At 32.0% G+C, this 23,977-nt stretch carries 22 protein-coding genes and 1 tRNA gene; 14 read left to right on the top strand and 9 right to left on the bottom strand.

The genetic code is table 11. The annotated features are described in order from the left end of the window. Positions 1-63 precede the first annotated feature (63 nt). Positions 64-1,506: a cardiolipin synthase gene (gene cls, locus C7448_RS13320; RefSeq protein ID WP_245939482.1), complete on the bottom strand. Its 1,443-nt coding sequence runs from the start codon at positions 1,504-1,506 to the stop codon at positions 64-66. A 128-nt stretch (positions 1,507-1,634) separates the two neighbouring features. Between cls and C7448_RS13315 the strand changes: the two genes are divergently transcribed. Beyond that, positions 1,635-2,996, top strand: a complete 1,362-nt coding sequence (locus C7448_RS13315; protein ID WP_115901879.1) for a TlpA family protein disulfide reductase — start codon at positions 1,635-1,637, stop codon at positions 2,994-2,996. A 110-nt stretch (positions 2,997-3,106) separates the two neighbouring features. Here the strand turns inward: C7448_RS13315 and C7448_RS13310 are convergent. Next, positions 3,107-3,188: transfer RNA gene (locus tag C7448_RS13310), tRNA-Leu, on the bottom strand. A 101-nt stretch (positions 3,189-3,289) separates the two neighbouring features. On the opposite strand from C7448_RS13310, the gene C7448_RS13305 reads away from it, so the two are divergent. The 5 genes from C7448_RS13305 to C7448_RS13285 all read left to right on the top strand — a co-directional run bounded on the left by C7448_RS13305 (position 3,290) and on the right by C7448_RS13285 (position 8,297). Continuing rightward, positions 3,290-4,678: a dipeptidase gene (locus tag C7448_RS13305; RefSeq protein ID WP_115901878.1), complete on the top strand. Its 1,389-nt coding sequence runs from the start codon at positions 3,290-3,292 to the stop codon at positions 4,676-4,678. Between the two features lie 108 nt (positions 4,679-4,786). Continuing rightward, positions 4,787-5,155, top strand: a complete 369-nt coding sequence (locus C7448_RS13300) for a BlaI/MecI/CopY family transcriptional regulator (RefSeq protein WP_115901877.1) — start codon at positions 4,787-4,789, stop codon at positions 5,153-5,155. After that, on the top strand, positions 5,155-5,667 hold the full coding sequence (locus tag C7448_RS13295; protein ID WP_147300539.1) for a hypothetical protein: 513 nt from the start codon (positions 5,155-5,157) through the stop codon (positions 5,665-5,667). Before C7448_RS13300 ends, C7448_RS13295 begins: the two co-directional genes overlap by 1 nt. A 243-nt stretch (positions 5,668-5,910) precedes the next feature. After that, positions 5,911-7,113, top strand: coding sequence for a hypothetical protein (locus C7448_RS13290; protein ID WP_147300538.1), 1,203 nt, complete (start codon positions 5,911-5,913; stop codon positions 7,111-7,113). Positions 7,114-7,196: 83 nt separating this feature from the next. Next, positions 7,197-8,297, top strand: a complete 1,101-nt coding sequence (locus C7448_RS13285) for a DUF4407 domain-containing protein (protein ID WP_115901874.1) — start codon at positions 7,197-7,199, stop codon at positions 8,295-8,297. Here C7448_RS13285 and C7448_RS13280 read toward each other — a convergent pair. After that, the gene (locus tag C7448_RS13280; RefSeq protein ID WP_115901873.1) at positions 8,292-8,750 is read right to left on the bottom strand and encodes an Lrp/AsnC family transcriptional regulator; all 459 of its coding nucleotides are present in this window, start codon (positions 8,748-8,750) and stop codon (positions 8,292-8,294) included. The two genes, C7448_RS13285 and C7448_RS13280, sit on opposite strands and share 6 nt — an antisense overlap. Before the next feature lie 163 nt (positions 8,751-8,913). Between C7448_RS13280 and C7448_RS13275 the strand changes: the two genes are divergently transcribed. The 4 genes from C7448_RS13275 (at position 8,914) to C7448_RS13260 (ending at position 12,816) form a co-directional block, all read left to right on the top strand. Continuing rightward, positions 8,914-10,113: an aminotransferase class I/II-fold pyridoxal phosphate-dependent enzyme gene (locus C7448_RS13275; protein WP_115901872.1), complete on the top strand. Its 1,200-nt coding sequence runs from the start codon at positions 8,914-8,916 to the stop codon at positions 10,111-10,113. Positions 10,114-10,122: 9 nt separating this feature from the next. Beyond that, positions 10,123-10,761: a MarC family protein gene (locus C7448_RS13270; RefSeq protein ID WP_115901871.1), complete on the top strand. Its 639-nt coding sequence runs from the start codon at positions 10,123-10,125 to the stop codon at positions 10,759-10,761. A gap of 71 nt (positions 10,762-10,832) precedes the next feature. Continuing rightward, positions 10,833-12,320: a Na+/H+ antiporter NhaC gene (nhaC, locus tag C7448_RS13265; protein WP_115901870.1), complete on the top strand. Its 1,488-nt coding sequence runs from the start codon at positions 10,833-10,835 to the stop codon at positions 12,318-12,320. Positions 12,321-12,357: 37 nt separating this feature from the next. Further along, positions 12,358-12,816: a GNAT family N-acetyltransferase gene (locus tag C7448_RS13260; RefSeq protein WP_115901869.1), complete on the top strand. Its 459-nt coding sequence runs from the start codon at positions 12,358-12,360 to the stop codon at positions 12,814-12,816. Here the strand turns inward: C7448_RS13260 and C7448_RS13255 are convergent. Together C7448_RS13255 and C7448_RS13250 are read right to left on the bottom strand one after the other, a co-directional pair. Then, complete coding sequence (locus C7448_RS13255; RefSeq protein WP_115901868.1) at positions 12,793-13,029, bottom strand: hypothetical protein; 237 nt, start codon at positions 13,027-13,029, stop codon at positions 12,793-12,795. The genes C7448_RS13260 and C7448_RS13255 overlap by 24 nt on opposite strands. A 1-nt stretch (position 13,030) precedes the next feature. Further along, a complete protein-coding gene (locus C7448_RS13250) occupies positions 13,031-14,980 on the bottom strand; it encodes a putative porin (RefSeq protein WP_115901867.1) in 1,950 nt (649 codons plus the stop codon). A gap of 70 nt (positions 14,981-15,050) precedes the next feature. On the opposite strand from C7448_RS13250, the gene C7448_RS13245 reads away from it, so the two are divergent. Both C7448_RS13245 and C7448_RS13240 read left to right on the top strand, forming a co-directional pair. After that, positions 15,051-15,650, top strand: a complete 600-nt coding sequence (locus C7448_RS13245) for a ribonuclease HII (protein WP_115901866.1) — start codon at positions 15,051-15,053, stop codon at positions 15,648-15,650. A gap of 33 nt (positions 15,651-15,683) precedes the next feature. Then, positions 15,684-16,739, top strand: coding sequence for a nucleoid-associated protein (locus C7448_RS13240; RefSeq protein ID WP_115901865.1), 1,056 nt, complete (start codon positions 15,684-15,686; stop codon positions 16,737-16,739). Positions 16,740-16,810: 71 nt separating this feature from the next. Here C7448_RS13240 and C7448_RS13235 read toward each other — a convergent pair whose 3' ends face one another. Continuing rightward, a complete protein-coding gene (locus tag C7448_RS13235; RefSeq protein ID WP_115901864.1) occupies positions 16,811-17,401 on the bottom strand; it encodes a PhnA domain-containing protein in 591 nt (196 codons plus the stop codon). 51 nt (positions 17,402-17,452) lie between these two features. On the opposite strand from C7448_RS13235, the gene C7448_RS13230 reads away from it, so the two are divergent. Beyond that, on the top strand, positions 17,453-17,956 hold the full coding sequence (locus tag C7448_RS13230) for a GNAT family N-acetyltransferase (protein ID WP_115901863.1): 504 nt from the start codon (positions 17,453-17,455) through the stop codon (positions 17,954-17,956). Here C7448_RS13230 and rimM read toward each other — a convergent pair. The 3 genes from rimM to C7448_RS13215 form a co-directional block, all read right to left on the bottom strand. Continuing rightward, positions 17,953-18,480 carry a ribosome maturation factor RimM gene (rimM, locus tag C7448_RS13225; RefSeq protein ID WP_115901927.1) on the bottom strand — a complete coding sequence of 176 codons (528 nt, stop codon included), beginning with the start codon at positions 18,478-18,480 and terminating at the stop codon, positions 17,953-17,955. The genes C7448_RS13230 and rimM overlap by 4 nt on opposite strands. 17 nt (positions 18,481-18,497) lie before the next feature. Then, the gene (locus tag C7448_RS13220; protein ID WP_115901862.1) at positions 18,498-19,001 is read right to left on the bottom strand and encodes a 30S ribosomal protein S16; all 504 of its coding nucleotides are present in this window, start codon (positions 18,999-19,001) and stop codon (positions 18,498-18,500) included. A 171-nt stretch (positions 19,002-19,172) separates the two neighbouring features. Beyond that, on the bottom strand, positions 19,173-19,364 hold the full coding sequence (locus C7448_RS13215) for a cold-shock protein (protein WP_028891302.1): 192 nt from the start codon (positions 19,362-19,364) through the stop codon (positions 19,173-19,175). A gap of 236 nt (positions 19,365-19,600) precedes the next feature. On the opposite strand from C7448_RS13215, the gene dnaE reads away from it, so the two are divergent. After that, the gene (gene dnaE, locus C7448_RS13210; protein ID WP_115901861.1) at positions 19,601-23,974 is read left to right on the top strand and encodes a DNA polymerase III subunit alpha; all 4,374 of its coding nucleotides are present in this window, start codon (positions 19,601-19,603) and stop codon (positions 23,972-23,974) included. The last annotated feature ends 3 nt before the right edge of the window (positions 23,975-23,977 follow it).

The following is a 23,977-nucleotide window of genomic DNA, read 5'->3' as shown; positions in this document are numbered from 1 at the left end:
ATATAACGGTAAAATCTCTTAAGAACAAGAAAATTTTACCGTTACTTTTTTTATTTAACTTAGCTATAAAATAGGCGCTAACAACCGAGCAACTCTTTCTGTAAAACGTATTAAAACAGGTCTACTATTCCATTGTTTCATCTCTATTTTCTCACTGTGCTTTAAATCTTCTAAGAAAGCATTTTTCAGCTGACTAGCAAAACCTTTATCATATATCAACGCATTAATTTCAAAATTTAGATCAAAGCTACGTTCATCTAAATTTGCTGTCCCCACAGAACAAACTAATTCGTCAAACACCATTGTTTTTGCATGTACAAATCCCTTTTTATATCTATACACCTCTACCCCTATTTCTAAAACTTCTTTATAAAAAGAATTCGATACTCCGTTTACTAATTTTGAATCTGAAACACTTGGAACCAATAACTTTATAGAAACCCCACTCAAACTAGCTATTTTAAGAGCATCTAAAAAAGAAGCTCTTGGCACAAAATATGGTGTAGTAATTAATATTTCTTTTTTTGACAACAGTATTGCTTGAATAAGCGCATACATAATATCTGGATGGTCAGAATCTGGTCCGCTTGAAATCACCTGAACTAATTGCTTATGCTCACTAGTCGTTTCTTGGTTGCCTACAGGAAAAAGTTCTTCTTCTACAATAACATTTTGATCCGCACAAAAATTCCAATCTGCTAAAAAAACACGCTGTAAATTCAAAACAGCAAGCCCTTCTATTTTAATATGTGTATCTCTCCAATAACAATTAAACTTGTTTGGGTTAATATACCTCTCTGAAACATTAACTCCTCCCACAAAGCCAATCTCCCCATCAATTACAATAATCTTTCTATGATTTCGATAATTAATTCTATTGGCTAATAACAACCACTTAATTTTATAAAAAGGATATGCTTCGACTCCACTATCAATTAAAGATTTCACAAACGATTTACGGATATCTTTACTTCCAAAATCATCGTAAATAAAACGCACTTTAACTCCTTGTTTAGCCTTTTCTTTTAAAACCTCTCCTATTTCTTGCCCAATGGCATCGTTTTTATAAATATAATACTCAATATGTATATGGTTTTTAGCAGCTTTTAAAGCCTTGATAACTTCTGGAAATTTACGTTCTCCGTTTAAAAATAAACTAACCTTATTGTTATTCGTTAATACATTTTCTTTATGTATGAACTTGGTTAAATTGTAAAAATGCCCTAAATGATTTTTAGAAGTTGACAGTGTTTTTTCGGTATAGTTTTTTAGCTGTTCTTTAAGTTCAAAAAAAATGTTTTTATCTACTTCTAGCTTTTTATTGTACAACTTATAGGTTCTATGATTTATCCCAACCATTAAGTAAATAATAACCCCTCCAATTGGAAATAAGATGAGTAAAAACAAATAAGCTATTGCCTTAGATGGTGTTGATGTATTAATTATAATAACCGCAACTGTAGCAACAATGGCTATGTATAGAATTATAAGTAGTGTTGTTATCAAAATAAAAATATCTTTTTCTGCTAAAGATATTTAAAATATTAATACAAGTTAACTTAAGAATCAATCTCTACTCTATAATTTTCCTCGTAAAAAAACGTTAATAAGAAATATATAAAAATTATCCATCCATGAAAAAATTACTTTTAGGTATTCTAGTTTTTACAATTGTTTCATGTAATAATTCAAAGCCTATTAACTACACATTGTTTACAGGGACTATTAAAAACGCTAATAGTGAAAATTTAACAATTAAAAACAGTTCCAATGAAATTGTTCGAGAAATTAAAGTTGCTGAGACTGGTGCTTTCTCCGATACTATTTTTAATACTAATGGGTATTATAAATTTAGCGACGGAAAGGAATCTTCTTCTTTGTTTTTAAAAGACGGTTATAACCTTCATTTAAATATGAATGCCAAAGAATTTGACGAAAGTATGACTTATAGTGGTAAAGGTAGTGATGTCAATAACTTTCTAGCTCAAAAGTTTTTAATTAAAGAAAGAATAGGAACAACTCCAGAACTTTACTCTTTAGATGAAGTAGCTTATTTATCTAAAATGGACGAGCAAAAAAATGCTTTAGAAAAATCTTTAGCAAACTTACCTTCTGATTTTGTTGAGCAAGAAAAAGCAAATATAAAATACGAATATATTGATCATGTAATGAAGTATCAACCTGCTCATGGTTATTTTACAAAAAACAAAGATTTTAAAGTTTCAAAATCTTTTCCTAATGTTCTAAAAGGTTTAGACCTTAATAATGAAGAGCATTATAAACTATTCAACACCTACAAAGGCATCGTAGGTTATAACTTTTCCACTTCAGCTAGAGAAAAAGCTGAAAAAGAAAATATTTCATTTGAAACTGCAGCTTTACAACTAATTAAAGAGTCAAAAAGCAAAGTTATTAGTAATAATTTACTTGCTGATTTATCTCGTCAAGTATCGGTACGCAACCCTAACGCAGAAGAACTGTACAATGGCATCTTAGAACTTTCTACAGATGAAACTTTAAGAGAACAATTAACAAAACAGTTTAATAAAGTTCAGAAATTAACAAAAGGAAAGGCATCTCCAATATTTATAGATTATGAAAATAATGCAGGTGGAGCTCTCTCCTTAACTGACTTAAAAGGAAAATATGTATATATTGACATATGGGCTACTTGGTGCCAACCATGTAAGGCCGAAATCCCTTTTTTAAAGGAAGTAGAAAAAAAATATCATGATAAGAATATTGAGTTTGTAAGTATCTCCATTGATGCAGAAAAAGATCATGATGCATGGAAACAAATGGTTAAAGACAAACAGTTAACAGGAATTCAATTAATGGCAGACAGTAACTGGAACTCAAAGTTTATTACTGAATATGGAGTACAAGGAATTCCTCATTTTATTCTTATCGATCCTTCTGGTAAAATTGTGAGCTCTTACGCTCCTAGACCCTCTGATAAAAAATTAATCGAATTATTTGATGAATTAAAAATATAATTTTCAAACAACAAACAATTGAAAAACAAAATTTCAAAATCAAAAAAACCTTAACTCTATACGAAAAAACCTTAACTCTATACGAATTAAGGTTTTTATTTTTAAATAAGTACGGGCGGAGAGACTCGAACTCTCACACCTCACGGCACTAGATCCTAAGTCTAGCGTGTCTACCAATTCCACCACGCCCGCGTACTTCTGAATTTGTGGATGCAAATATAAACAATACTTGTAAACTACAAAGAAGAAGTATACTATTTTTCTTATTTTTGATGCTAATTAATATACAACACATGCAAAACGTAAAAGATTACATAGCTCAACATAAAGATCGTTTTATTAATGAGCTTATCGATTTATTAAAAATTCCATCAGTAAGCGCTGACCCTGCCTATAATCAAGATGTATTAAATACTGCTGATACCATTAAAGATAGTTTAGAAAAAGCAGGGTGTGATAAAGTAGAGATTTGCGAAACTCCTGGATATCCTATCGTATATGGAGAAAAAATAGTAGATCCAAACTTACCTACTGTATTAGTTTATGGTCATTACGATGTACAACCTGCTGACCCTATCGATTTATGGACTTCTCCTCCTTTTGAGCCAGTTATTAAAAAAACAGACATACACCCTGAAGGAGCTATTTTTGCTCGTGGTGCTTGTGATGACAAAGGACAAATGTATATGCATGTAAAAGCATTAGAATACATGACACATACAGGAAACTTACCTTGTAATGTGAAATTTATGATTGAAGGTGAAGAAGAAGTAGGTTCTGAAAGTTTAGCATGGTTTGTACCTAGAAATAGAGAAAAGCTAGCCAACGATGTTATTTTAATTTCTGATACAGGAATGATTGCTAATGACATTCCATCAATCACCACTGGTTTACGTGGATTGAGTTATGTTGAAGTAGAAGTAACAGGACCTAACAGAGATTTACATTCCGGTTTATATGGTGGTGCTGTGGCGAATCCAATCAATATTTTAACACAAATGATTGCTTCATTACACGATGAAAACAATCATATTACCATTCCAGGATTTTATGATAAAGTAGAAGAGTTATCTCGTGAAGAGCGTGATGAAATGGCGAAAGCTCCATTCTCATTAGACGACTATAAAGCTGCTTTAGATATTGATGATGTTCACGGAGAAGCTAGTTATACTACTAACGAACGTAACTCTATCCGTCCTACTTTAGATGTTAACGGAATTTGGGGCGGATATACTGGTGAAGGAGCCAAAACGGTAATTGCTTCTAAAGCTTATGCAAAAATATCAATGCGTTTAGTACCAGGACAAGAGTGGAAAGAAATTACGGAATTGTTCAAAAAGCATTTTGAAAGCATTGCTCCAAAATCGGTAAAAGTAGAAGTAAAACCACATCATGGAGGGCAAGGATATGTAACTCCGATTGATAATATTGGGTATCAAGCTGCAAGCAAAGCCTACCAAGAAACGTTTGGCGTTACTCCTATTCCACAACGTAGTGGTGGAAGTATTCCTATCGTTGCTTTATTTGAACAAGAATTAAAGAGTAAAACTATTTTAATGGGATTCGGATTAAATTCTGATGCAATTCACTCTCCAAACGAACATTTTGGTGTATGGAATTACTTAAAAGGAATAGAAACCATTCCGTATTTCTATCAATATTTCACTGAATTATCAAAATAATTTACACTTAACAACATCAATAAAATAGCCTTGTTTTCTACACAAGGCTATTTTTTTATATTATTTCCCACCCTCTACATTTGTAGAGTTAATTCTAATTATGTAGAGATGCAATTATCTAAAACCGAAGAACAAGTCATGCAATATTTATGGAAGCTAAAAAAAGCTTTTATGAAAGATCTATTAGCTGAATTTCCCGAACCGAAACCTGCAACAACCACCGTTGCTACCTTATTAAAAAGAATGAAAGACAAAGGTTTTGTGGATTACAAACTATATGGAAAATCGAGAGAGTATTTTCCTATAGTGAAGAAATCAGATTATTTCTCAAAGCACGTAAACGGATTGATTAAAAACTTTTTTAATAATTCTGCAAGTCAATTTGCTTCGTTTTTCACTGAAAAAACAGATTTAACAGTTTCAGAATTAGAAGAGTTAAAAAAGATAATTGATAATCAAATTAAAAAGCAACAATAATGATAACTTATTTAATAAAATCAGGACTTTGTTTAGCATTGCTTCTTACTTTTTATTATTTGATATTGGAGCGAGAAAAAATGCATCAATTCAATCGATTTTATCTATTGGGAAGTGTTGTGTTTTCATTTTTGGCACCTCTTTATAAAATATATATTGAAGTTACCTCGCAAGCTTCCGAACTATTTGTTCCCTTGGTTATTGACAGTAACACGGCGACAGAGATTGTTACTTCTCAAGTACAAGAAATAGATTATATGCAATATCTAGCCTTTGCTTATACAATAATTGCTTTGATTCTTTTGATTCGCTTTATAAAAAATCTGATGAGCATTTATCTCAAAATTAAACACCATCAAAAAATTAAAAAAGAAAAAGCTACGCTTGTGTTGGTTGATGATGCTATTAGCCCTCATACATTTTGGAACTACATTTTTATTAATAAAGAGGAATACAATTCAAACAAAATTGAAACCGAACTCTATACACACGAATTAACACATGCATTGTAAAAGCACACATTTGATATTTTATTAATTGAACTTTTACAAGTTATTTTTTGGATAAACCCGACGTTTATATTCCTTAAAAAAGCTATTAAACTAAATCACGAATTTTTAGCAGATAACAAGGTAATTACAACTCATAAAAACACTACCAAGTATCAATATTTACTATTAAATAGAACTGCTTGGAATAACAACTATTACTTGGCCAGTAATTTGAATTATTTATTAACTAAAAAAAGATTATTAATGATGACAAAACGAAGTTCTCGCACCAAAATCTTATTAAAGAAGCTGGCGGTAATACCAGTATTAACAGGGTTTACATTACTTTTTGCTGAAAGAGTAGAAGCCTATGAAAATAGTAATGAGTTATTAGACTCTGAAATTATTCAAAATGAACTCCCAAAAGAACAAAAGTCTAACGACACATACATTTTGGAAGACATAAAAGAAAAACTAAATGATGTAAATTCTCTAAAAAAGAGTTTCATTGAAAAAAAAGACACGTTTAATATAAACATACCTAACGGTGAAAAAATTAAAGTTTGGGAAAGTAGAGTTGCTAATTATAATAAACTCAACAAAATTTACGAAGAACTAAGAGATCAAAAGCCTCATTATATTAAAAGTAATATCGAAAGACAGAAGCAGTTAAAAGACCTGTTTTCTAAGTTAGGATCTTTATATTTTAACTTATCAAAAAATGATAAAATAAGAGTAAAGAGACCTATACACCCACATAGTCCTTACATTAGATTTAAGAAAAATGGTAAGGCTTATTATAAGTTAAAAAATGAATTAACTAAAGAAGATAAAAAGTTACTTCCACCACCACCTACTCCACTAAGTAATAATAAAAGAAAGCATACATCAGTAAAAAGTGATTCAATACCAAAACTGAAAAGAATTGTTAATCATAAAAAAGGAACATTTACCTACACTACAAATAACGGTAATATTATTTCTAAAAAATTATCAGAATTAACTAAGGAAGAAAAGAAAATGATTCCACCTCCACCTCAAATTAAATTAAAACAGAAAGCTTTATCCAATAAACTATTTCAAGATTTTAAAAACACTAAGAAATATTCTATTTGGATTGATGGAAAAGCAGTTAACAATAATGTTTTAAATAATTATAAAAACACTGATTTTTTCAATTATTCTGGAAGTTTTGTTCATAAAAATGCAAGAAATAAACGTTTCCCACAAGAATATCAATATCAGTTAAACACTAAAAAGTATATACAAAAAAAGAATAACCAGAAACAAACAACTATAAACAAACTATCTAGACACACATCAAAAAATATAAAATATTATTTAGACAACAAACCTATAAGTAAGGTAGAATTGAATAAAATTAATCCAAAAAACATCGAAAAAGTTAAAGTTGTAAAAAAAAATGATGGATTAGGAGCTATTTATATAGCTAGTAAAAACAATTAACTCCTTTGTTAAAAGCCTCTTAAATGAGGCTTTTTTTGTAACAAATACTTAAATCACTCGTTATTAAACTATAAGCTTTTTGTATGTTAAAACGATTTTTCCTTCTTTGTTCTGGAGCTGATTTAGATTTGCTCGAAAAATGTGCTAATGGAGAGCAAAATAAATATGGGGGTATTGGTGCTACAGTTTTCTTCACTGCACTTATGGCGACTATTGCCTCTGCTTACGCTTTGTATACTGTTTTTGACAATATGTATACTGCTATTTTTTTCGGGATTATTTGGGGATTACTTATCTTTAACTTAGATAGATTCATTGTTTCAACCATCAAAAAAAGAAATTCGAAACGGAAAGAAATTATACAAGTTCTACCAAGGTTACTGTTAGCTATGATTATAGCAGTAGTAATTTCTAAACCTTTAGAACTAAAGATTTTCGAAAAAGAAATCAATCAAGTGCTATTGACCGAAAAGAATCAGATGACACTTGATAACAAAACTCAGATTGCACAACAGTTTACTCCTGAAATAGAAAAAAATAATTCAGAAATCACCGCTTTAAAAGACGAAATTACCACTAAAGAAAACGAAGTAAATACTTTATACGAAACTTATATTGCCGAGGCTGAAGGAAGAAAAGGAACAAAACTACTAGGAAAAGGTCCTGTTTATAAAGAAAAACGTGAAAAACATGATACAGCCTTAGCTGAGTTGGATCAATTAAAAGCTTTAAACAATGAAAAAATTAAAACTAAAGAAGATGCTATTAATAATTTAACTCAGCTACAAAAAGAAATTGAAAATAAAACACAGCCTATTATTTCTAACTTTGATGGATTAATGGCTCGTGTGAATGCTTTAAACAAATTGCCATGGCTACCTTCTTTCTTTATCTTCCTATTATTTTTAGCAATAGAAACTGCTCCTATTTTCGCCAAACTTATAAGTTCAAAAAGTGAGTACGATTATAAGTTAGAAAATCAAGAGTCATTAGTAAAAACTTGGATTCAACAACAAGTACACCAGCGAGAAGCTATTCTACAAACCGATAAAAACCTCAACAATAAAGTATATTCCGATTTAAAAACTGAAGAAGAACTATATAATTACAAACAAAAAATGGCTCGTAACTTACTAAAACTACAAGCTGATACTTTTTATAAAAATCAACAGGATATTTTATAACGCAATAGCTATTGAATTTTTCACCTCACCAATTGTAAAAACACTTCGGGTATTGCCTACATGTTTTAACGCTGTGAGTTTATTTACTATAAAGTCTCTGTAAGCATCCATATCCTTTACATAAACCTTTAAAATATAATCATAATCTCCACTTACGTGGAAGCATTCAGTTACTTCTTCTAGTCTATTAACTTCTTTTTCAAAAACAGTTATATAATCTTTATTATGTTTCTCTAGCTGAACATGACAAAAAACTAAAAACGATTTTTCAATTTTGTTCTTGTTAACTAAAGCAACGTACTGCTTAATAACTTTTTCTTTTTCTAACTTCTTAATTCGCTCGTAAACAGCTGTTACAGACAATCCCAATTGTAGCGAAAGCTGTTTTGTAGTTTGTTTGCTATCTGCTTGAAGCAATCCTAATAGCTTCTTGTCTATATTATCTAATTTCATCTGAAAAAAAATCTGTATTTATTATATATTTCCTACTTAACACCTAATAAAAAACTAATTAAAAACACAAAATTAGTGTAAAAATCTAGATACTATACTTTATATTGATTTTTAAACAATTAAAACTAACTTTAGTTGTCACTAATAATTAACCTTAATAGATATGAAATTTAAACCTGCAAACAACATACAAGACCTACAATATTTTGGAGAATTTGGTGGTGTAAACCCATCTATATCTGATTCTTCTACTTACACTTTTTTATCAGCAAAAACTATGTTTGATACTTTTGAAGGAAATACGGATGGTTGTTATTTATACTCTCGTCACTCATCTCCTTCAAACTTATACCTATCCGAAGCTTTAGCAGCTATGGAAGGAACTGAGACAGCTAATGTTTCTGCAACAGGTATGGGAGCCATTACTCCTACCATCTTACAAATCTGTGAAACTGGAGACCATATTGTTTCAAGCAGAACTATTTATGGGGGAACTTATGCTTTTTTGAAAAACTTTACACCTCGAATGGGTATCCAAACTTCCTTTGTTGATATTACAAAACTAGATGTAATTGAAGCAGCGATCACAAAAAAAACTAAAATGATATACTGTGAAACAGTAAGCAACCCATTATTAGAGGTTGCCGATATAAAAGCGCTATCAACCTTAGCTAAAAAATATAATTTACAGTTAGTTGTAGACAATACATTTTCTCCGCTATCAATTTCTCCAGCTCAGTTGGGAGCTGATATTGTTATTCACAGCTTAACAAAATTCATCAACGGTTCTTCAGATACTATGGGAGGAGTTATTTGTGGAACTACAGATTTTATCAATTCTCAAAAAAGTGTGATTGATGGGGCTAGTATGTTACTGGGTGCTTCGATGGATTCAATGCGAGCTGCATCTATCTTAAAAAACATGAGAACTTTACATATTCGCATAAAACAGCACAGCAAAAATGCCAGTTATTTAGCTGAAAAATTTGAAGCTGACGGATTAAAAACTGTATACCCTGGATTAGAGTCACACCCTTCACACAAAACTTTCAAATCAATGATGAATGAAGAATATGGTTTTGGAGGAATATTAACCATTGATGTTGGCTCTTTAGATAAAGCAAATGCTTTAATGGAATTAATGCAAGAACGTAACTTAGGTTACTTGGCCGTAAGTTTAGGTTTTTATAAAACCTTATTCTCTGCTCCTGGTACTTCAACCTCATCAGAAATCCCTTTAGGTGAGCAGAAAAAAATGGGACTTACTGATGGATTGATTCGTTTTTCTATCGGGTTAGATAACGATATAGAACGCACTTATCAAATGATAAATGCCTGTATGAAAGAAATTGACATACTTTAACCTAGAACTATGAACGAAATAATCACTTTTGGCGTTTTATCTTTTACCTCATTTTTTACCCTGATTAACCCGTTGGGTACTATGCCAATTTTCATGACCATGACAGCTGATTTAGACAAGGAAAGCAGAAATCAAACTGCAAAAAAAGCTTCCATAGTTAGTTTTATAACTATCTTAATTTTTGCTTTCTCTGGTCAACTGTTATTTAACTTTTTTGGAATCTCTGTAAACAGCTTTAGAGTTGTTGGTGGAGTAATTTTCTTTTTAATGGGTATGGATATGCTTCAAGCAAGATTAGGGAAAGTAAAACTAAGTAGCTCTGAAGTTAAAACATATGTTAACGACATTTCTGTTACTCCATTAGCAATACCAATGATTTGTGGTCCAGGTGCCTTAACCAATGCTATTGTGATGATGGAATATGCTAAATCTTTTGAAATGAAACTGGCATTAATCATTGCTGCTTTTTTAGTAATTGTAGCAACATACCTAATTTTATATAGCTCCTCAAAAATCATTAAAATACTGGGGCAAACTGGTATAAATGTTATGATGAGGTTAATGGGGCTTATAGTTATGGTAATTGCGGTTGAATTCTTCTTTAGTGGGTTAAAGCCTATTATACTTGATATGTTAAATAGTAACTAGATTCTCAACTGATTACATTTGTGTAATTCTTTACAAAGTCGTAACATTACAAGCCTAAAAAAATATCACACATGCAAGACGACAAAAACCTATCTGAAATTGAAATAGAAGATCAAAAAATAATTCAAAATAAAGAGTTGAGTATTTGGGAAGCTTTGATTCCTGTTTTTGCTCTGATTGTAATGCTAGCGTACAATGTGTATGTATTTGGAGACGATGCTTTAAGTGGTAGTAATCAGTTTATTTTATTATTGGGTGGTGCAGTCGCAGCTATTGTAGGTTTTAGGAACAAAGTTTCCTACGAAAGAATGATTGAAGAGGTTGCTGAAAACATAAAATCTACCGCAGGTGCTATTTTAATACTTTTAATGGTAGGTTCTTTAGCTGGAACTTGGTTAATAAGTGGAATTATACCTTCAATGATTTATTATGGCTTACAAATTTTAAACCCTACCATATTTTTAGTAGCATGTTTAATTATTTGTGCTGTAATCTCTATTGCTACAGGTAGCTCTTGGACAACAGCTGCGACTGTTGGTATCGCCTTAATAGGAATTGGTGAAGCGTTAGGTATTTCTTTAGGAATGACAGCTGGCGCTGTTTTATCTGGTGCATATTTTGGAGATAAAATGTCACCTATGTCTGACACTACTAATCTAGCTCCTGCTATGGCTGGTACAGATTTATTTACACATATAAGATACATGGCCTACACTACAGTACCTACATTTATTGTAACCATTATCTTTTTTATTATCCTTGGCTTTACACAAACAACCACTGGTGAAGCTAACACACAGCTAATGCTAAACGATATTGACAAAGCCTTTAATATTACTCCATGGTTATTTATAGTTCCTATACTTGTAATCATCCTTATCATAAAAAAAACACCTCCTTTAATAGCTCTTTTAGCTGGAACTATATTCGGCGGTGCTTTCGCTTTGATTTTCCAACCTCATGTAGTTGCTCAAATTTCTGGAGTTGAAAAGTTAGATTTTGAATCTGCTTATAAAGGAATAATGCAAGCTATAACCGTAGAAACTTCTGTAGCTACTGATAATGAAGTATTAAAGGATTTATTTACTGCTGGGGGAATGAAAAAGATGTTAGGAACCGTATGGTTAATTTTATTAGCAATGGTTTTTGGTGGGGTTATGGATGCTATCGGAGCCTTAGCTAAAATCAGTAGTTTTATGTTAAGTTTATTTGATTCAGTATTTGGATTGTTTGCCAGTACCGTTGCCACTTGTATTGGTTTAAACTTTACAGCTTCTGACCAATATTTGGCAATTGTAGTACCAGGAAAAATGTACGCGCAAGCCTATAGAGACAAAGGTTTAGCCCCTGAAAACTTAAGTAGAACTTTAGAAGATTCAGGTACTGTTACTTCTGTTTTAATTCCTTGGAATACTTGTGGAGCTTATCACTCTGGTGTTTTAGGTGTTCCTGTAATAGATTATGCTTTTTACGCCATGTTTAATTGGTTAAGCCCGTTTACTACATTGTTATTTGCTGCATTTAGAATTAAAATTAAAGAACTAGCTTCTAAAGAATAACATTTATAAACCTCACCTTTCGTGAGGTTCTTTTTTTATGATTGTAAAAGCTCAAATACAAGATACTGATTTATTAACTGAAATTGCTTTAAGCTCTAAAGCACACTGGGGATACTCTAAAGATCAAATAGAGAAGTGGAAGAATGAGTTAACCGTTACCTCTAAAATGTTTAATGATTGTAATATTTATAAATTTCAAGTTAACGATATTACAGCCGGATTTTATGTTTTACACAGAGCTAATATTAGAACAAGCTTTTTAGATTTTTTATTTATTTCTCCTAATTTCATAAATCAAGGTATTGGTTCTAAACTTTTAGAACATGCTAAAGACTACTGCAGAAGAGAATCTTGTGCCGTATTGAATGTTTTATCAGATCCTAACTCAGAATCATTTTATTTAAAACATGGTTTTAAGGTAATTGATAAACGTAAAAGCAGTATTAAAGGGCGTTTTTTACCTGAAATGGAATTATATTTTCCTGAAAACATGTAAAATAATTGATACAATTAAAAGTACCCAAGGAGTTCCATGTAAAAATACATCAAACCAATCCATAAACTGCATAGCGTGTTCTCCTGAAAAAGCATTCCCTCCTGCTATCCATTGTAACTTCCCTACAATATGTGGTGGTCTAAAAGGCGCTAAACCTAAAGTTAAACTTGCTATTAAAAACAACTTCCAGTTTTGTCGTAATTTCTCTTTCATTTTATATAAACCAGTTCCACACTACTCCAAAACGAATTACGAAATCTCTATATGGATAATTCGGAGCCGAAAAATAATTCTTTTTTAACACAAAAGAACTTATGTTGTCTGCTTTAAAGTAAATTCGAGTTCTACGAACCCGTGCGTTAAAAAACAAATCTAGCGTTGGATATCCTATTTCTGTATCATTTTGTAAGGTGAATTCAGCTAACAATGGATTATATGAATTCGCTTTATATTCTGAAAAATACTTAAACGTCGCTCCTATTTGTACTAACAATGGTTTCCCTTTAAACCATTCATCAGTATAATAAAGTGTATTACGAGTAACAAATTCTGGAACTCTAAAAACACTATTTCCACTTGCTACTTTTTGATACATTAAGGTATTATCTAAAGCAAACTTTCCGAAGGTAAATTCTTTAGATGCTTTTGCTTTTAAATAATTAACATCTCCTGAAAACTGTTGCGGTTGTCCGTTCTCATCAAAATACGTATAATTACTAATGTTGGTAATATCTAACGAAGCATTCCCCCATTTAGAATCAATAACTCCTCCTAAAGAACGTGTTCCTATTTGAGAAAAATTATTTTCCCAGTTATAATCATCATAACTACTTTGATGCAATAAGAAATTAAAATCAGGTGATTTATTACTAATTCCCATTCTTCCTTTTACAGTCAGTACACTGTCTTTCTTATAAAAAGCTTCTCCAAAAAAGTTATTCCCTGATAATCGCCCACTTCCCGGTGTTAGGCTACCTGAAGCATTGACATGAAAATTCCCAATTCTTCCATTCCAATCAGCTCCAAAAGATATGGCATCTCCCTTCAACTTATTTTTTGTTATTCCAACCGTATTATTCTGTAAGTTTTCATACCCATACGTGTAGTTTGATAATTCTGTTTTTACACGGAATTTTCCCAAGACATATTTTGAATTAAAATCTACAAAAAACTGGTTGTTATACAGCAAGTAAATAGTTTTATTATTTATATTACTTGAAATGTTTGCATCACCAAACATATCTGAAGCTGTACCTTGATTAAAACGATAAAACTTTGAATCTCTCGTAAATGAATGTCCTAGTTTTAAATTAGAAAAATCTTTTTGACTTACACTATCTTTTGAAGAAAGTAACTTAAAAGTATGTTCAAAGTATAATCTTTTGGCATCTAAATTACTTTCAGCAGTATTCAGGTTCACATCCATCCTACCTCTATTCCCACTAAAATTAGGGTCATCAGCTATAAACGCTTCTAATGATGTCTCTGTCAACCCTCCATTTTCCTGGTTAAAAAAATCTTGATTTACAGCATGTCCTCTTATAGCATATTGCCCCTTAGGAGTCTCATAGCTAAAGCTTACTCTAAAATTACCTGTACTAGCCAAAGAACGTCTATAAGTACCCAGTGAACGAAGTCCTTTATAGGCTATAGCTAAGTTAAATCGCTTGGAAAAGTTTGTAGTAAAAAGCGCATCTAATACCTGCCCCTGTTCCAAACCAGTTCGGTACATAATTTCCGTTGTAGGTGTAGGCACATGGTAATAATTCACATCTTCAATATCAAAATAATTGAACATTTTTGCTCTAAATCCTATATCTGGAAATTGTGAAATATTTGTATAATCGTATCCTAAATTATTAAACGTTTGCCCTTGATTATGAAAAGCCAACAATTCAAAATTATCTTTTCTTAAAAAATTGAACTTATACTCTTTTTGAATGGTTAATGTTGTGTCTACAATCGTAGTATCATTTTTGTGTGATATAATTTTATAATCAGTGTACTTGGTTTTTCCACTAAGCTTTACATTTATTTCATTATCAGGTAGTGAATCTGTATCTCTTCCTGGAATTTTCCCAAAACCTCCATCAACTGTTCTTATTTGGGCAAAAATTACCTGAACACTTATCAAACAAAAAAATACTAAGATATTTTTCTTCATAGCAACAAAAGTAAAATAATTTAACGACAAAAATCACGATTAATTTCTTTGAAATCTGTTAATTTGTAGCATGTTGCAATTAAATTATAGCGGACATAAATTTGAAGCAGGAACAGATGAAGCTGGTAGAGGCTGTTTATCAGGCCCAGTTGTAGCTGCAGCGGTTATCTTACCTGACGACTTTAAACACGAGTTATTAAATGACTCTAAACAGATTTCTGAAAAAAAACGACAAAAACTTCGACCTTATATTGAAGAACACGCGCTTGCTTTCGGAGTCTCATTTATCCATCAAGAAGAGGTTGACGAACTAAATGTATTACAAGCGTCAATTACAGGAATGCACCGTTCAATAGAACAATTAGCTATGCAACCTGAGTTTATTATTGTTGACGGAAACAAATTCAAACCTTTTAAAGAGATCCCTCATCAAACTATTGTAAAAGGTGATGCTAAATTTATGAGTATAGCAGCTGCGTCTGTACTTGCAAAAACTTATCGTGATGAGTATATGGAAAAAATTCATCAAGAATTCCCTCAATATAACTGGGAAAAAAACAAAGGATATCCAACTAAAGAGCACCGCGAAGCTATTCGTCAGTTTGGAGCGACTCCTTATCATCGAAAATCATTTAAATTGTTACCTGAACAATTAAAATTCGAACTTTAATTTTTCTATTTTTGTCTTCCAATTTTTTAGAAGATGATTAAAAGAACTCGTACCGAAATTAATAAGTGTATTATTCACAAAGTAGGGAATAAGTATAATAGTGGACAAAATGCTTTTTCAGAAAGTTTAGTTCGTTTTGATGAAGAGAGCTACGAATTATTACTTCCTTTTTTATTAAAACCTTTCGGGGCTGTTACGCAAAGTTACCGTTTTAGTCATCATGCAGATGTTCGACTAAACGAAATAAATAAATACGCTGCTGATATTTTTGAAGATGATAATAATGAGGTTTTTATTGAACACTCTAAAAACATTGTAAACCACCTATACGAGCAATCAAACTCTGCCAATATTAAAACTGGTGATGTTATTGTTGCCTATTTTGAAGGTATAGAGTATAAAGATGTTTTAACTGAAGCTGTTGGAGTTTTTAAAATTGAAAGTAAAGTAGATTTCTTTCAAACCTATTTAGATGATGATAGTTTTGATGTAGTGGTACAAAAAGGAATTTCAACCAAAAGATTGGATAAGGGTTGTTTAATTTTAAACTCTACTGATGCAGAGGGAACTGTTGTTTTATCAGTAGACAACAACCAATACGATGCTCAATACTGGATAAAGAATTTTTTAAGTGTAAAGTATGCTGATGATCGTAACTTGCATACCCAAAACTACCTTGAAATGTGTAAGGAGTTTTCTGAAGAAATTCTAAAACCTGAATTAGGTAAACAAGAACAAAGTACATTTTTAGCCAATACTGTTGATTACTTTAAGGAGCACGAAAGTGTAGACTACCACGGGTTTAAAGATGAAATTTTTGAAGAGGACAAGCATAAAGACATGTTTGAAGACTACAAGCAACACTTTGAAAAGTTAAATGACGTATTAATACGTAATAACTTCGAAGTCTCTGATGTGGTTTTAAAAAAGGAAAAAAGTAAGTTTAAAACAGAAATTAAACTAGACACCAATATCCAAATTAAAATTGATGTTGATGCTCCTGATGCTTCTGCCGAATATTTAGAACAAGGATATGATGAAGACAAAAAAATGAAGTTTTATAAAGTATTTTATAACACAGAGAAATAATTAGTTTCAAAGTTTCAAAGTAAAATCTTAAACTTTGAAACTTTAAAAACTCAACTTCTTTCAAACTGAATCTATTCCTTTTCAGCCATTTTCTTTACATAATCGGTAATAATCACGATTTGAGTAGCTCCTACTTTACCTTCAATATATTTAGCATTTTCAGGATCTAACGAAATTCTACGTACAGCCGTTCCTTGTTTTGCTACCATACTAGAACCTTTTACTTTTAAATCTTTAATCAATACTACACTATCGCCCGCCTGTAAAATAGCACCGTTTACATCTCTATGAATTATTTTTTCACTTTCATCTAAATGTTCTCCTGTAGCTTCAGCAAAACGCAATTCCTCATCTTCTAAATACATCATATCTAACAAATCTTGCGACCATCCGTCTTTTTTAACACGGTGTAACATTCTCCAAGCCATAACTTTTACTGCTCTATACTCACTCCACATACTATCGTTCAAACAACGCCAATGGTTTGCATCTATCTTATCTGCATCTTCAATTTGCTCAGTACAAGTACTACAAGCCAACAAACTACCGTCAACTCCTCCCGTTGAAATTGGTGGTACTTCATAAATTGACAAATCGCTTTTTGATCCGCATAACTCGCATTGATTTCCACTTCTATCTTGTAACTCTTGTAATAAACTCATTTTATTCTTTTTTTGCTTCGCAAAAGTACATTTTTAATTTATATTTAGGCTATGTTATTAGAAAGCGAACGATTAATTATTAAGGAGGCTCTAGTGAGTGATGCTCCTTTTTACTTTCAACTATTTAACGATCCGGACTGGATTCAGTTTATAGGTGATAAAAATTTAAAATCTATTGAAGAAACTCGTGTTTATTTAAAAGATATTTTATTTAAAAATTCAAAATTAGGTGGATTAGGTTTTTTTACCGTAATCTTAAAAGAAACTAACAAACCTATTGGAGCTTCAACTGCGCTACAAAGAGACAAATTAGATTTTATTGATATTGGCTATGCTTTTTTACCTGGAGGAAGAGGTAAGGGATATGCTACAGAGTCCACAAAATTAATTATAGAATACGTTCGTACTAAGTTTAAACAAGAAAAAGTACTAGCTTTAACCATGCCTAAAAATGAAAAATCTCAAAAACTATTAAAAAATTTAGGTTTTGAATTTATTGGAATGCAACAAGTTTTTGAAAATGGAGAAGATTGTGTATTTGAGTATGTTTTTTAACTCAAGTACAAATCAATTAACCCTTCTGGAGTTTCAACTTCTATAGTTTTATTCTCTCTATCTACTTTTTTTATAAAGTCATCAATCATAGGAATAAAAATCTCTTTACCTTCTCTATCAATTTCAAATAAAGGTTGGGCAGAAGAGTCATTAATACTTACAATGTCACCTACTTCTCCAAAAGATACATCTATTATCGTAAAACCAATTACTTCATGATAGTAAAATTTGTTTCCTGAAAGTTTTGGTAGCAAATCCAATGGCAAATAAATTCCTGCACGTAAAATTGCTTCGGCATCAGCCTCTGTATCTACATCTTCAAACTTTACTCGAAACATTGTTGCCTTACTTAAGGCAGATTTTTCAATAAAAAAAGGAATCAGATTATTGCCTAAATCGACAAAAACTGATTCCAAATTTTCGTAAAGATCGGGTTCATCAGTATCTAACTTAATAATTACCTCGCCCTTAAAACTATGTTTTTTAACGATTTTGCCAAGATAAAAGCAATCTTCTTTTTGCATCATCGTAGTACAGTTTTTTATTCTTCGCTATCAGCACCTGATTCAACAGCAACTTCCTCGCTATCTTCTGCAACAGGAGTTGCAGCAGCTACACGTGCTTCGTTTACAGCTTTCTCAGCTTCTAAAGCTTTTGCTTTAGCATCTGCTTCTGCTTTTGCTAAACCGTCAACTTTACCAGCTACTTTATTTGTTTTTTCTTCTACCCAAGCATTGAATTTAGCTTCTGCTTGCTCTTCAGTTAAAGCTCCTTTTTTTACTCCACCAGCTAAGTGATTTTTTAATAAAGCTCCTTTATATGATAAAATAGCTTTAGCAGTATCAGTTGGTTGAGCACCATTTTGTAACCACTTTACTGCTCCATCAACATCTAAGTCAATAGTTGCAGGGTTAGTGTTTGGGTTGTACGTTCCGATTTTTTCTAAGAAACGACCGTCTCTTTTAGCTCTAGAATCAGCAGCTACTACCCAGTAAAATGGTTTTCCTTTTTTACCGTGTCTTTGTAATCTAATTTTTACAGGCATAATTTTAATTTTTAAGGTACGCGACCTTGGTTATTAATAAATCTTACCATCTCGTGATAAGTGGGCGCAAATTTATAAAATCTTTTTTACTTAAAAGCAAAAAACTAATTTTATTAAAATAAAAAAGAGCCTGTTAAACAGGCTCTTAAGAAAAATAAATTCTGAGATATATTATAATACTCTAACGCTAACTGCGTTTAATCCTTTTTTTCCTTCTTTAAGTTCAAACTCAACAGTATCACCTTCTCTAATCTCATCGATTAAACCTGATACGTGTACAAAATGTTCTGTGTTTGATCCTGACTCTGTAATAAATCCAAAACCTTTAGATTCATTGAAGAACTTTACTGTTCCTTCTTTCATTGTAAAAAATATTATATTAAAGTGCAAATATAAATCTTATTAATTGATTATCAACTACTTTTTTTAAAATTCTTTTAAAGTTAACCTACACTTAACATCGAATTTTGATTACAATCAGCTATTCAGCCCTTTAACTCAACAAAAAAACTAGTTAATAACTTCTCAACTTAACAATCTAAATTCTTCGTATTTTTACGTTTTGTTTTTAGAAACACTTCAAGTAACTATTATTGCCCATGTATTTAATTTTTGATACCGAAACTACTGGATTACCTAAAAGCTGGAATGCTCCAATAACCGACACCGGTAACTGGCCTAGAGCCGTACAAATTGCATGGCAATTACACGATGAGTTAGGAAACTTAATTGAGCATAACGATTTTTTAATTCAACCTGATGGATTTAATATTCCGTATGATGCTGAACGTATACACGGAATATCTACCGATTTGGCTATTGAACAAGGTATTCAATTAAGTGAGGGGTTAGAGTTATTCAATAATGCTTTACAAAAAACAACCTTTATTGTTGGACAAAATGTTGGCTTTGATGTCAATATTATGGGCTGTGAATTTCACCGTTTAGGCGTTGAAAATAATTTAACAGAGCTACCAGTTTTAGATACCTGTACTGAACACACAGCACAATTATGTCAAATTCCTGGTGGTCGTGGAGGAAAATTTAAACTCCCTACCCTTACCGAACTACACCAACATTTATTCGGAACTGGTTTTGGAGAAGCACATAATGCAACTGCAGATGTAGAAGCAACGACTCGATGTTTTTTAGAATTAATTCGCTTACGTCAATATACAGAAGAGCAATTAAATGTTACTTCAGATTATTTTCAACATTATACAGAAACTAATCCAACCCCAATACAAGTAATCGGACTTAAACACTTAAACCTAAAAAAGGAAAGTGAAAAAATCCGTAAAAGAAAATCTTCAGAAACGGAAGAAGCGAATACAATTTCTACCGCTGAAGGACTAGCAGAACTTGAAGGAGTTCAGTTTGCTCATTTACATAACCATACACAATACTCCGTTTTACAATCTACCATTCAAATTGGTAACATTGTAAATGCTGCTGCTAACGATAATATGTCTGCAGTTGCCATGACTGATACTGGTAATATGATGGCGGCTTTTCACTTTGTACAAGCAGTTATAGGACATAATAAAGCTGCCGAAACAGCTAACAAAGAAGCTTTAGAAAAAGGAGAAGAACCAACACAAAGTATTTTAAAACCTATAGTAGGCTGTGAATTTAATATTTGTGAAGATCATACTAATAAGAGTCAAAAAGACAACGGATATCAAGTTGTTTTACTAGCAAAAAATAAAAAAGGGTACCACAACTTGGCTAAAATGTCTTCTATAGCGTTTGTTGACGGATTCTATTATGTTCCTAGAATTGACAAAAAAGTTATTGAACAATACAAAGAAGACGTAATTGTATTAACAGGAAACTTATATGGTGAAGTTCCTAGTAAAATATTAAATGTCGGTGAAACCCAAGCTGAAGAAGCATTACTTTGGTGGAAAGAACAATTCGGTGATGATTTGTACATTGAATTAATGCGTCACGGACAAGAAGATGAAAGAGTCGTAAACGAAACCCTTATTGCTTTTTCTAAAAAGCATGATGTAAAAATTGTTGCTACTAACAATACTTTTTATTTAGGTAAAGAAGATGCGAATGCACATGATATTTTATTATGTGTAAAAGACGGTGAAAAACAAGCAACTCCTAAAGGTAGAGGAAGAGGTTATCGTTATGGATTACCTAACGAGGAATACTACTTTAAATCTACCGAAGAGATGAAAAAACTCTTTGCTGATTTACCAGAGGCTATCATCAATATTCAAGAAATTGTAGATAAAGTTGAGCCTTTTGGTTTAGCTCGTGATGTTTTATTACCTGCCTTCAACATTCCTGAAGAGTTTAGAGATGAAAAAGATCTTGAGGATGGTGGAAAACGAGGCGAAAACAATTTTTTACGTCACCTAACTTATGAAGGAGCAAAAAAACGTTACGGAGAAATTACCGATAGTATTCGTGAACGTTTAGATTTTGAGCTCGATGTAATAGCCAAAACAGGGTATCCTGGATATTTCTTAATTGTAGAAGACTTTATTCGAGAAGCCCGTAATATGGATGTATCAGTAGGTCCCGGACGTGGATCTGCTGCTGGTTCAGTAGTTGCCTTCTGTTTATGGATTACCAATATAGACCCTATTCAATACGATTTACTTTTTGAGCGTTTCTTAAATCCTGAACGTGTATCGATGCCCGATATCGATATTGATTTTGATGATGAAGGTCGTAGCCGTGTAATGGATTATGTAATTGAAAAATACGGAGCCAACCAAGTAGCACAAATTATTACCTACGGTACTATGGCTGCTAAATCATCTGTACGTGATACTGCTCGTGTACTAGATTTACCGCTATTTGAAGCCGATAGAATTGCCAAACTAATTCCAGGAATGAAGTTGAAAAAAATCTTTTCTTTAGATGAGAAAGGGTTAAAAGAAAAACTTCGCTCTGAAGAAATTGAAATGGTAAACGAGTTAAAAGCCATTGCCAATGGTAATGGATTGGAAGCTGAAACCATTAACAAAGCCAGAATTTTAGAAGGTTCAGTTCGTAATACGGGAATTCACGCCTGTGGAGTAATTATTACTCCTGATGATATTACCAAGTTCGTACCTGTATCTCTAGCGAAAGATTCTGATATGTATGTTACTCAGTTTGACAACTCGGTAGTAGAAAGTGCAGGATTACTAAAAATGGATTTTTTAGGATTAAAGACCTTAACCCTAATTAAAGATACCGTAAAAATTGTAAAAGCACGTCACGGTGTAGAACTCGATCCTGAAAATTTCCCTATTGATGATGAAGAAACTTATGCGCTGTTCCAACGTGGAGAAACTGTAGGGATATTCCAATATGAATCTCCTGGAATGCAAAAATACATGCGTGAATTGAAGCCTACGGTTTTTGCAGATCTAATTGCAATGAACGCCTTGTATCGTCCAGGTCCTTTAGAATATATCCCTTCTTTTATCCGAAGAAAGCATGGAGACGAAGAAATTCAGTACGATCTTCCTGCTATGGAAGAATATCTAGCGGAAACCTATGGGATTACCGTATATCAGGAGCAAGTAATGTTGCTTTCACAGAAGTTAGCTGATTTTACCAAAGGTGAGGCCGATGTACTCCGTAAGGCTATGGGTAAAAAACAAGCTGCGGTATTAGCTAAAATGAAACCTAAGTTTGTAAATCAAGCAAAAGCCAATGGTCATGATGAAAAAGCCTTAGAGAAAATTTGGAAAGACTGGGAAGCATTTGCTTCGTATGCCTTTAACAAATCGCACTCTACTTGTTATGCTTGGATTGCTTATCAAACCGCTTATTTAAAAGCTCACTACCCTGCTGAATACATGGCTGCAGTGCTTTCAAATAACATGAACGATATTAAAACGGTTTCGTTTTTTATGGAAGAATGTAAGCGTATGGGATTAGAAGTATTAGGACCTGATGTAAACGAATCGTATGCTAAATTTTCAGTAAATAAGGATGGTGCTGTTCGTTTTGGTATGGCGGCAATTAAAGGTGTTGGTGGTTCTGCTGTAAAAGCAATTATTGATGAACGTAAAGAAAACGGGCATTATTCTTCTATTTTTGATGTTGCTAAACGTGTTGATTTACGTGTCGCCAACAAAAAAGCTTTTGAAGGTTTAGTATTAGCTGGTGGTTTTGATTCCTTTACTGAAACCCATAGAGCCCAGTATTATGTTAAAGATGAAAAAGGACAAACTTTTTTAGAAAAAGCTATTCGCTTTGGGAATAAGTTTCAAGAAAATCAGAATTCATCTCAGGTTTCTTTGTTTGGAGAAGCTTCAGAAGTTGATTTACCTGAACCTTTAATTCCTGAATGTGAAACTTGGGGAACTATGGAATTATTGGCTCGTGAAAAAGAAGTTGTTGGGATGTACATTTCTGCGCATCCGTTAGATGATTTTAAAAATGAACTAAAGTTCTGTAACGCTTCCTTAGCTCATTTTAAAAATATTACGCAGTATGAAGGTTTAGGGCTTTCTTTTGCAGGAATTGTTACGGATGTACAACACCGTGTTTCAAAAGCAGGAAAAGGTTGGGCTTCATTTATCATAGAAGATTACAACGAAAGTTTTGAATTTAGAATTTTTGGAGAAGATTACTTAAAGTTTAAACATTTTTTGGTTCCGAATTCATTTTTATTTATCAAAACTACTATCAAACCTGGGTGGACTAATAAAGAAGGCGTTAAAGGTGATCCTAGAGTTGGATTTAATGAGTTTTTGCTATTACATGACATTATGGATAAAATGTGTAAAAAACTTACTATCAAAATTCCTTTAAAAGAAGTAAAAGAAAACACTATAAAAGAATTACAACACCTATTTGCTATTAATAAAGGTTCACATAGTTTATATTTTACTATTTGGGATGCTGAAGAAAAAATAGAATTGAGTTTACCTAGTAGAACGACTAAGATTAAAGTATCAAGCGAATTTTTAAAAGCCTTAGATGAGCAGTTTATTAATTACAAGCTGAATTAAGAA

Origin of the sequence: Tenacibaculum gallaicum (genome assembly GCF_003387615.1) — a bacterium.
GTDB classification, from domain to species: domain Bacteria; phylum Bacteroidota; class Bacteroidia; order Flavobacteriales; family Flavobacteriaceae; genus Polaribacter; species Polaribacter gallaicus.
The sequence above is the reverse complement of the archived record's forward strand: the minus strand, read 5'-3'. Positions and strand labels throughout refer to the sequence as shown.

Bases quoted from the DNA above. Each gene is read 5' to 3' on its own strand.
- C7448_RS13245 (WP_115901866.1), top strand. From the start codon at position 15,051: ATGTTGCAATTAAATTATAGCGGACATAAATTTGAAGCAGGAACAGAT.
- nhaC (WP_115901870.1), top strand. From the start codon at position 10,833: ATGCAAGACGACAAAAACCTATCTGAAATTGAAATAGAAGATCAAAAA.
- C7448_RS13270 (WP_115901871.1), top strand. From the start codon at position 10,123: ATGAACGAAATAATCACTTTTGGCGTTTTATCTTTTACCTCATTTTTT.
- C7448_RS13230 (WP_115901863.1), top strand. From the start codon at position 17,453: ATGTTATTAGAAAGCGAACGATTAATTATTAAGGAGGCTCTAGTGAGT.
- C7448_RS13250 (WP_115901867.1), bottom strand. From the start codon at position 14,980: ATGAAGAAAAATATCTTAGTATTTTTTTGTTTGATAAGTGTTCAGGTA.
- rimM (WP_115901927.1), bottom strand. From the start codon at position 18,480: ATGCAAAAAGAAGATTGCTTTTATCTTGGCAAAATCGTTAAAAAACAT.
- C7448_RS13260 (WP_115901869.1), top strand. From the start codon at position 12,358: ATGATTGTAAAAGCTCAAATACAAGATACTGATTTATTAACTGAAATT.
- C7448_RS13315 (WP_115901879.1), top strand. From the start codon at position 1,635: ATGAAAAAATTACTTTTAGGTATTCTAGTTTTTACAATTGTTTCATGT.
- dnaE (WP_115901861.1), top strand. From the start codon at position 19,601: ATGTATTTAATTTTTGATACCGAAACTACTGGATTACCTAAAAGCTGG.
- C7448_RS13275 (WP_115901872.1), top strand. From the start codon at position 8,914: ATGAAATTTAAACCTGCAAACAACATACAAGACCTACAATATTTTGGA.
- C7448_RS13220 (WP_115901862.1), bottom strand. From the start codon at position 19,001: ATGCCTGTAAAAATTAGATTACAAAGACACGGTAAAAAAGGAAAACCA.
- C7448_RS13295 (WP_147300539.1), top strand. From the start codon at position 5,155: ATGATAACTTATTTAATAAAATCAGGACTTTGTTTAGCATTGCTTCTT.
- C7448_RS13285 (WP_115901874.1), top strand. From the start codon at position 7,197: ATGTTAAAACGATTTTTCCTTCTTTGTTCTGGAGCTGATTTAGATTTG.
- C7448_RS13305 (WP_115901878.1), top strand. From the start codon at position 3,290: ATGCAAAACGTAAAAGATTACATAGCTCAACATAAAGATCGTTTTATT.
- C7448_RS13215 (WP_028891302.1), bottom strand. From the start codon at position 19,364: ATGAAAGAAGGAACAGTAAAGTTCTTCAATGAATCTAAAGGTTTTGGA.
- C7448_RS13240 (WP_115901865.1), top strand. From the start codon at position 15,684: ATGATTAAAAGAACTCGTACCGAAATTAATAAGTGTATTATTCACAAA.
- C7448_RS13280 (WP_115901873.1), bottom strand. From the start codon at position 8,750: ATGAAATTAGATAATATAGACAAGAAGCTATTAGGATTGCTTCAAGCA.
- C7448_RS13290 (WP_147300538.1), top strand. From the start codon at position 5,911: ATGATGACAAAACGAAGTTCTCGCACCAAAATCTTATTAAAGAAGCTG.
- C7448_RS13300 (WP_115901877.1), top strand. From the start codon at position 4,787: ATGCAATTATCTAAAACCGAAGAACAAGTCATGCAATATTTATGGAAG.
- C7448_RS13235 (WP_115901864.1), bottom strand. From the start codon at position 17,401: ATGAGTTTATTACAAGAGTTACAAGATAGAAGTGGAAATCAATGCGAG.
- C7448_RS13255 (WP_115901868.1), bottom strand. From the start codon at position 13,029: ATGAAAGAGAAATTACGACAAAACTGGAAGTTGTTTTTAATAGCAAGT.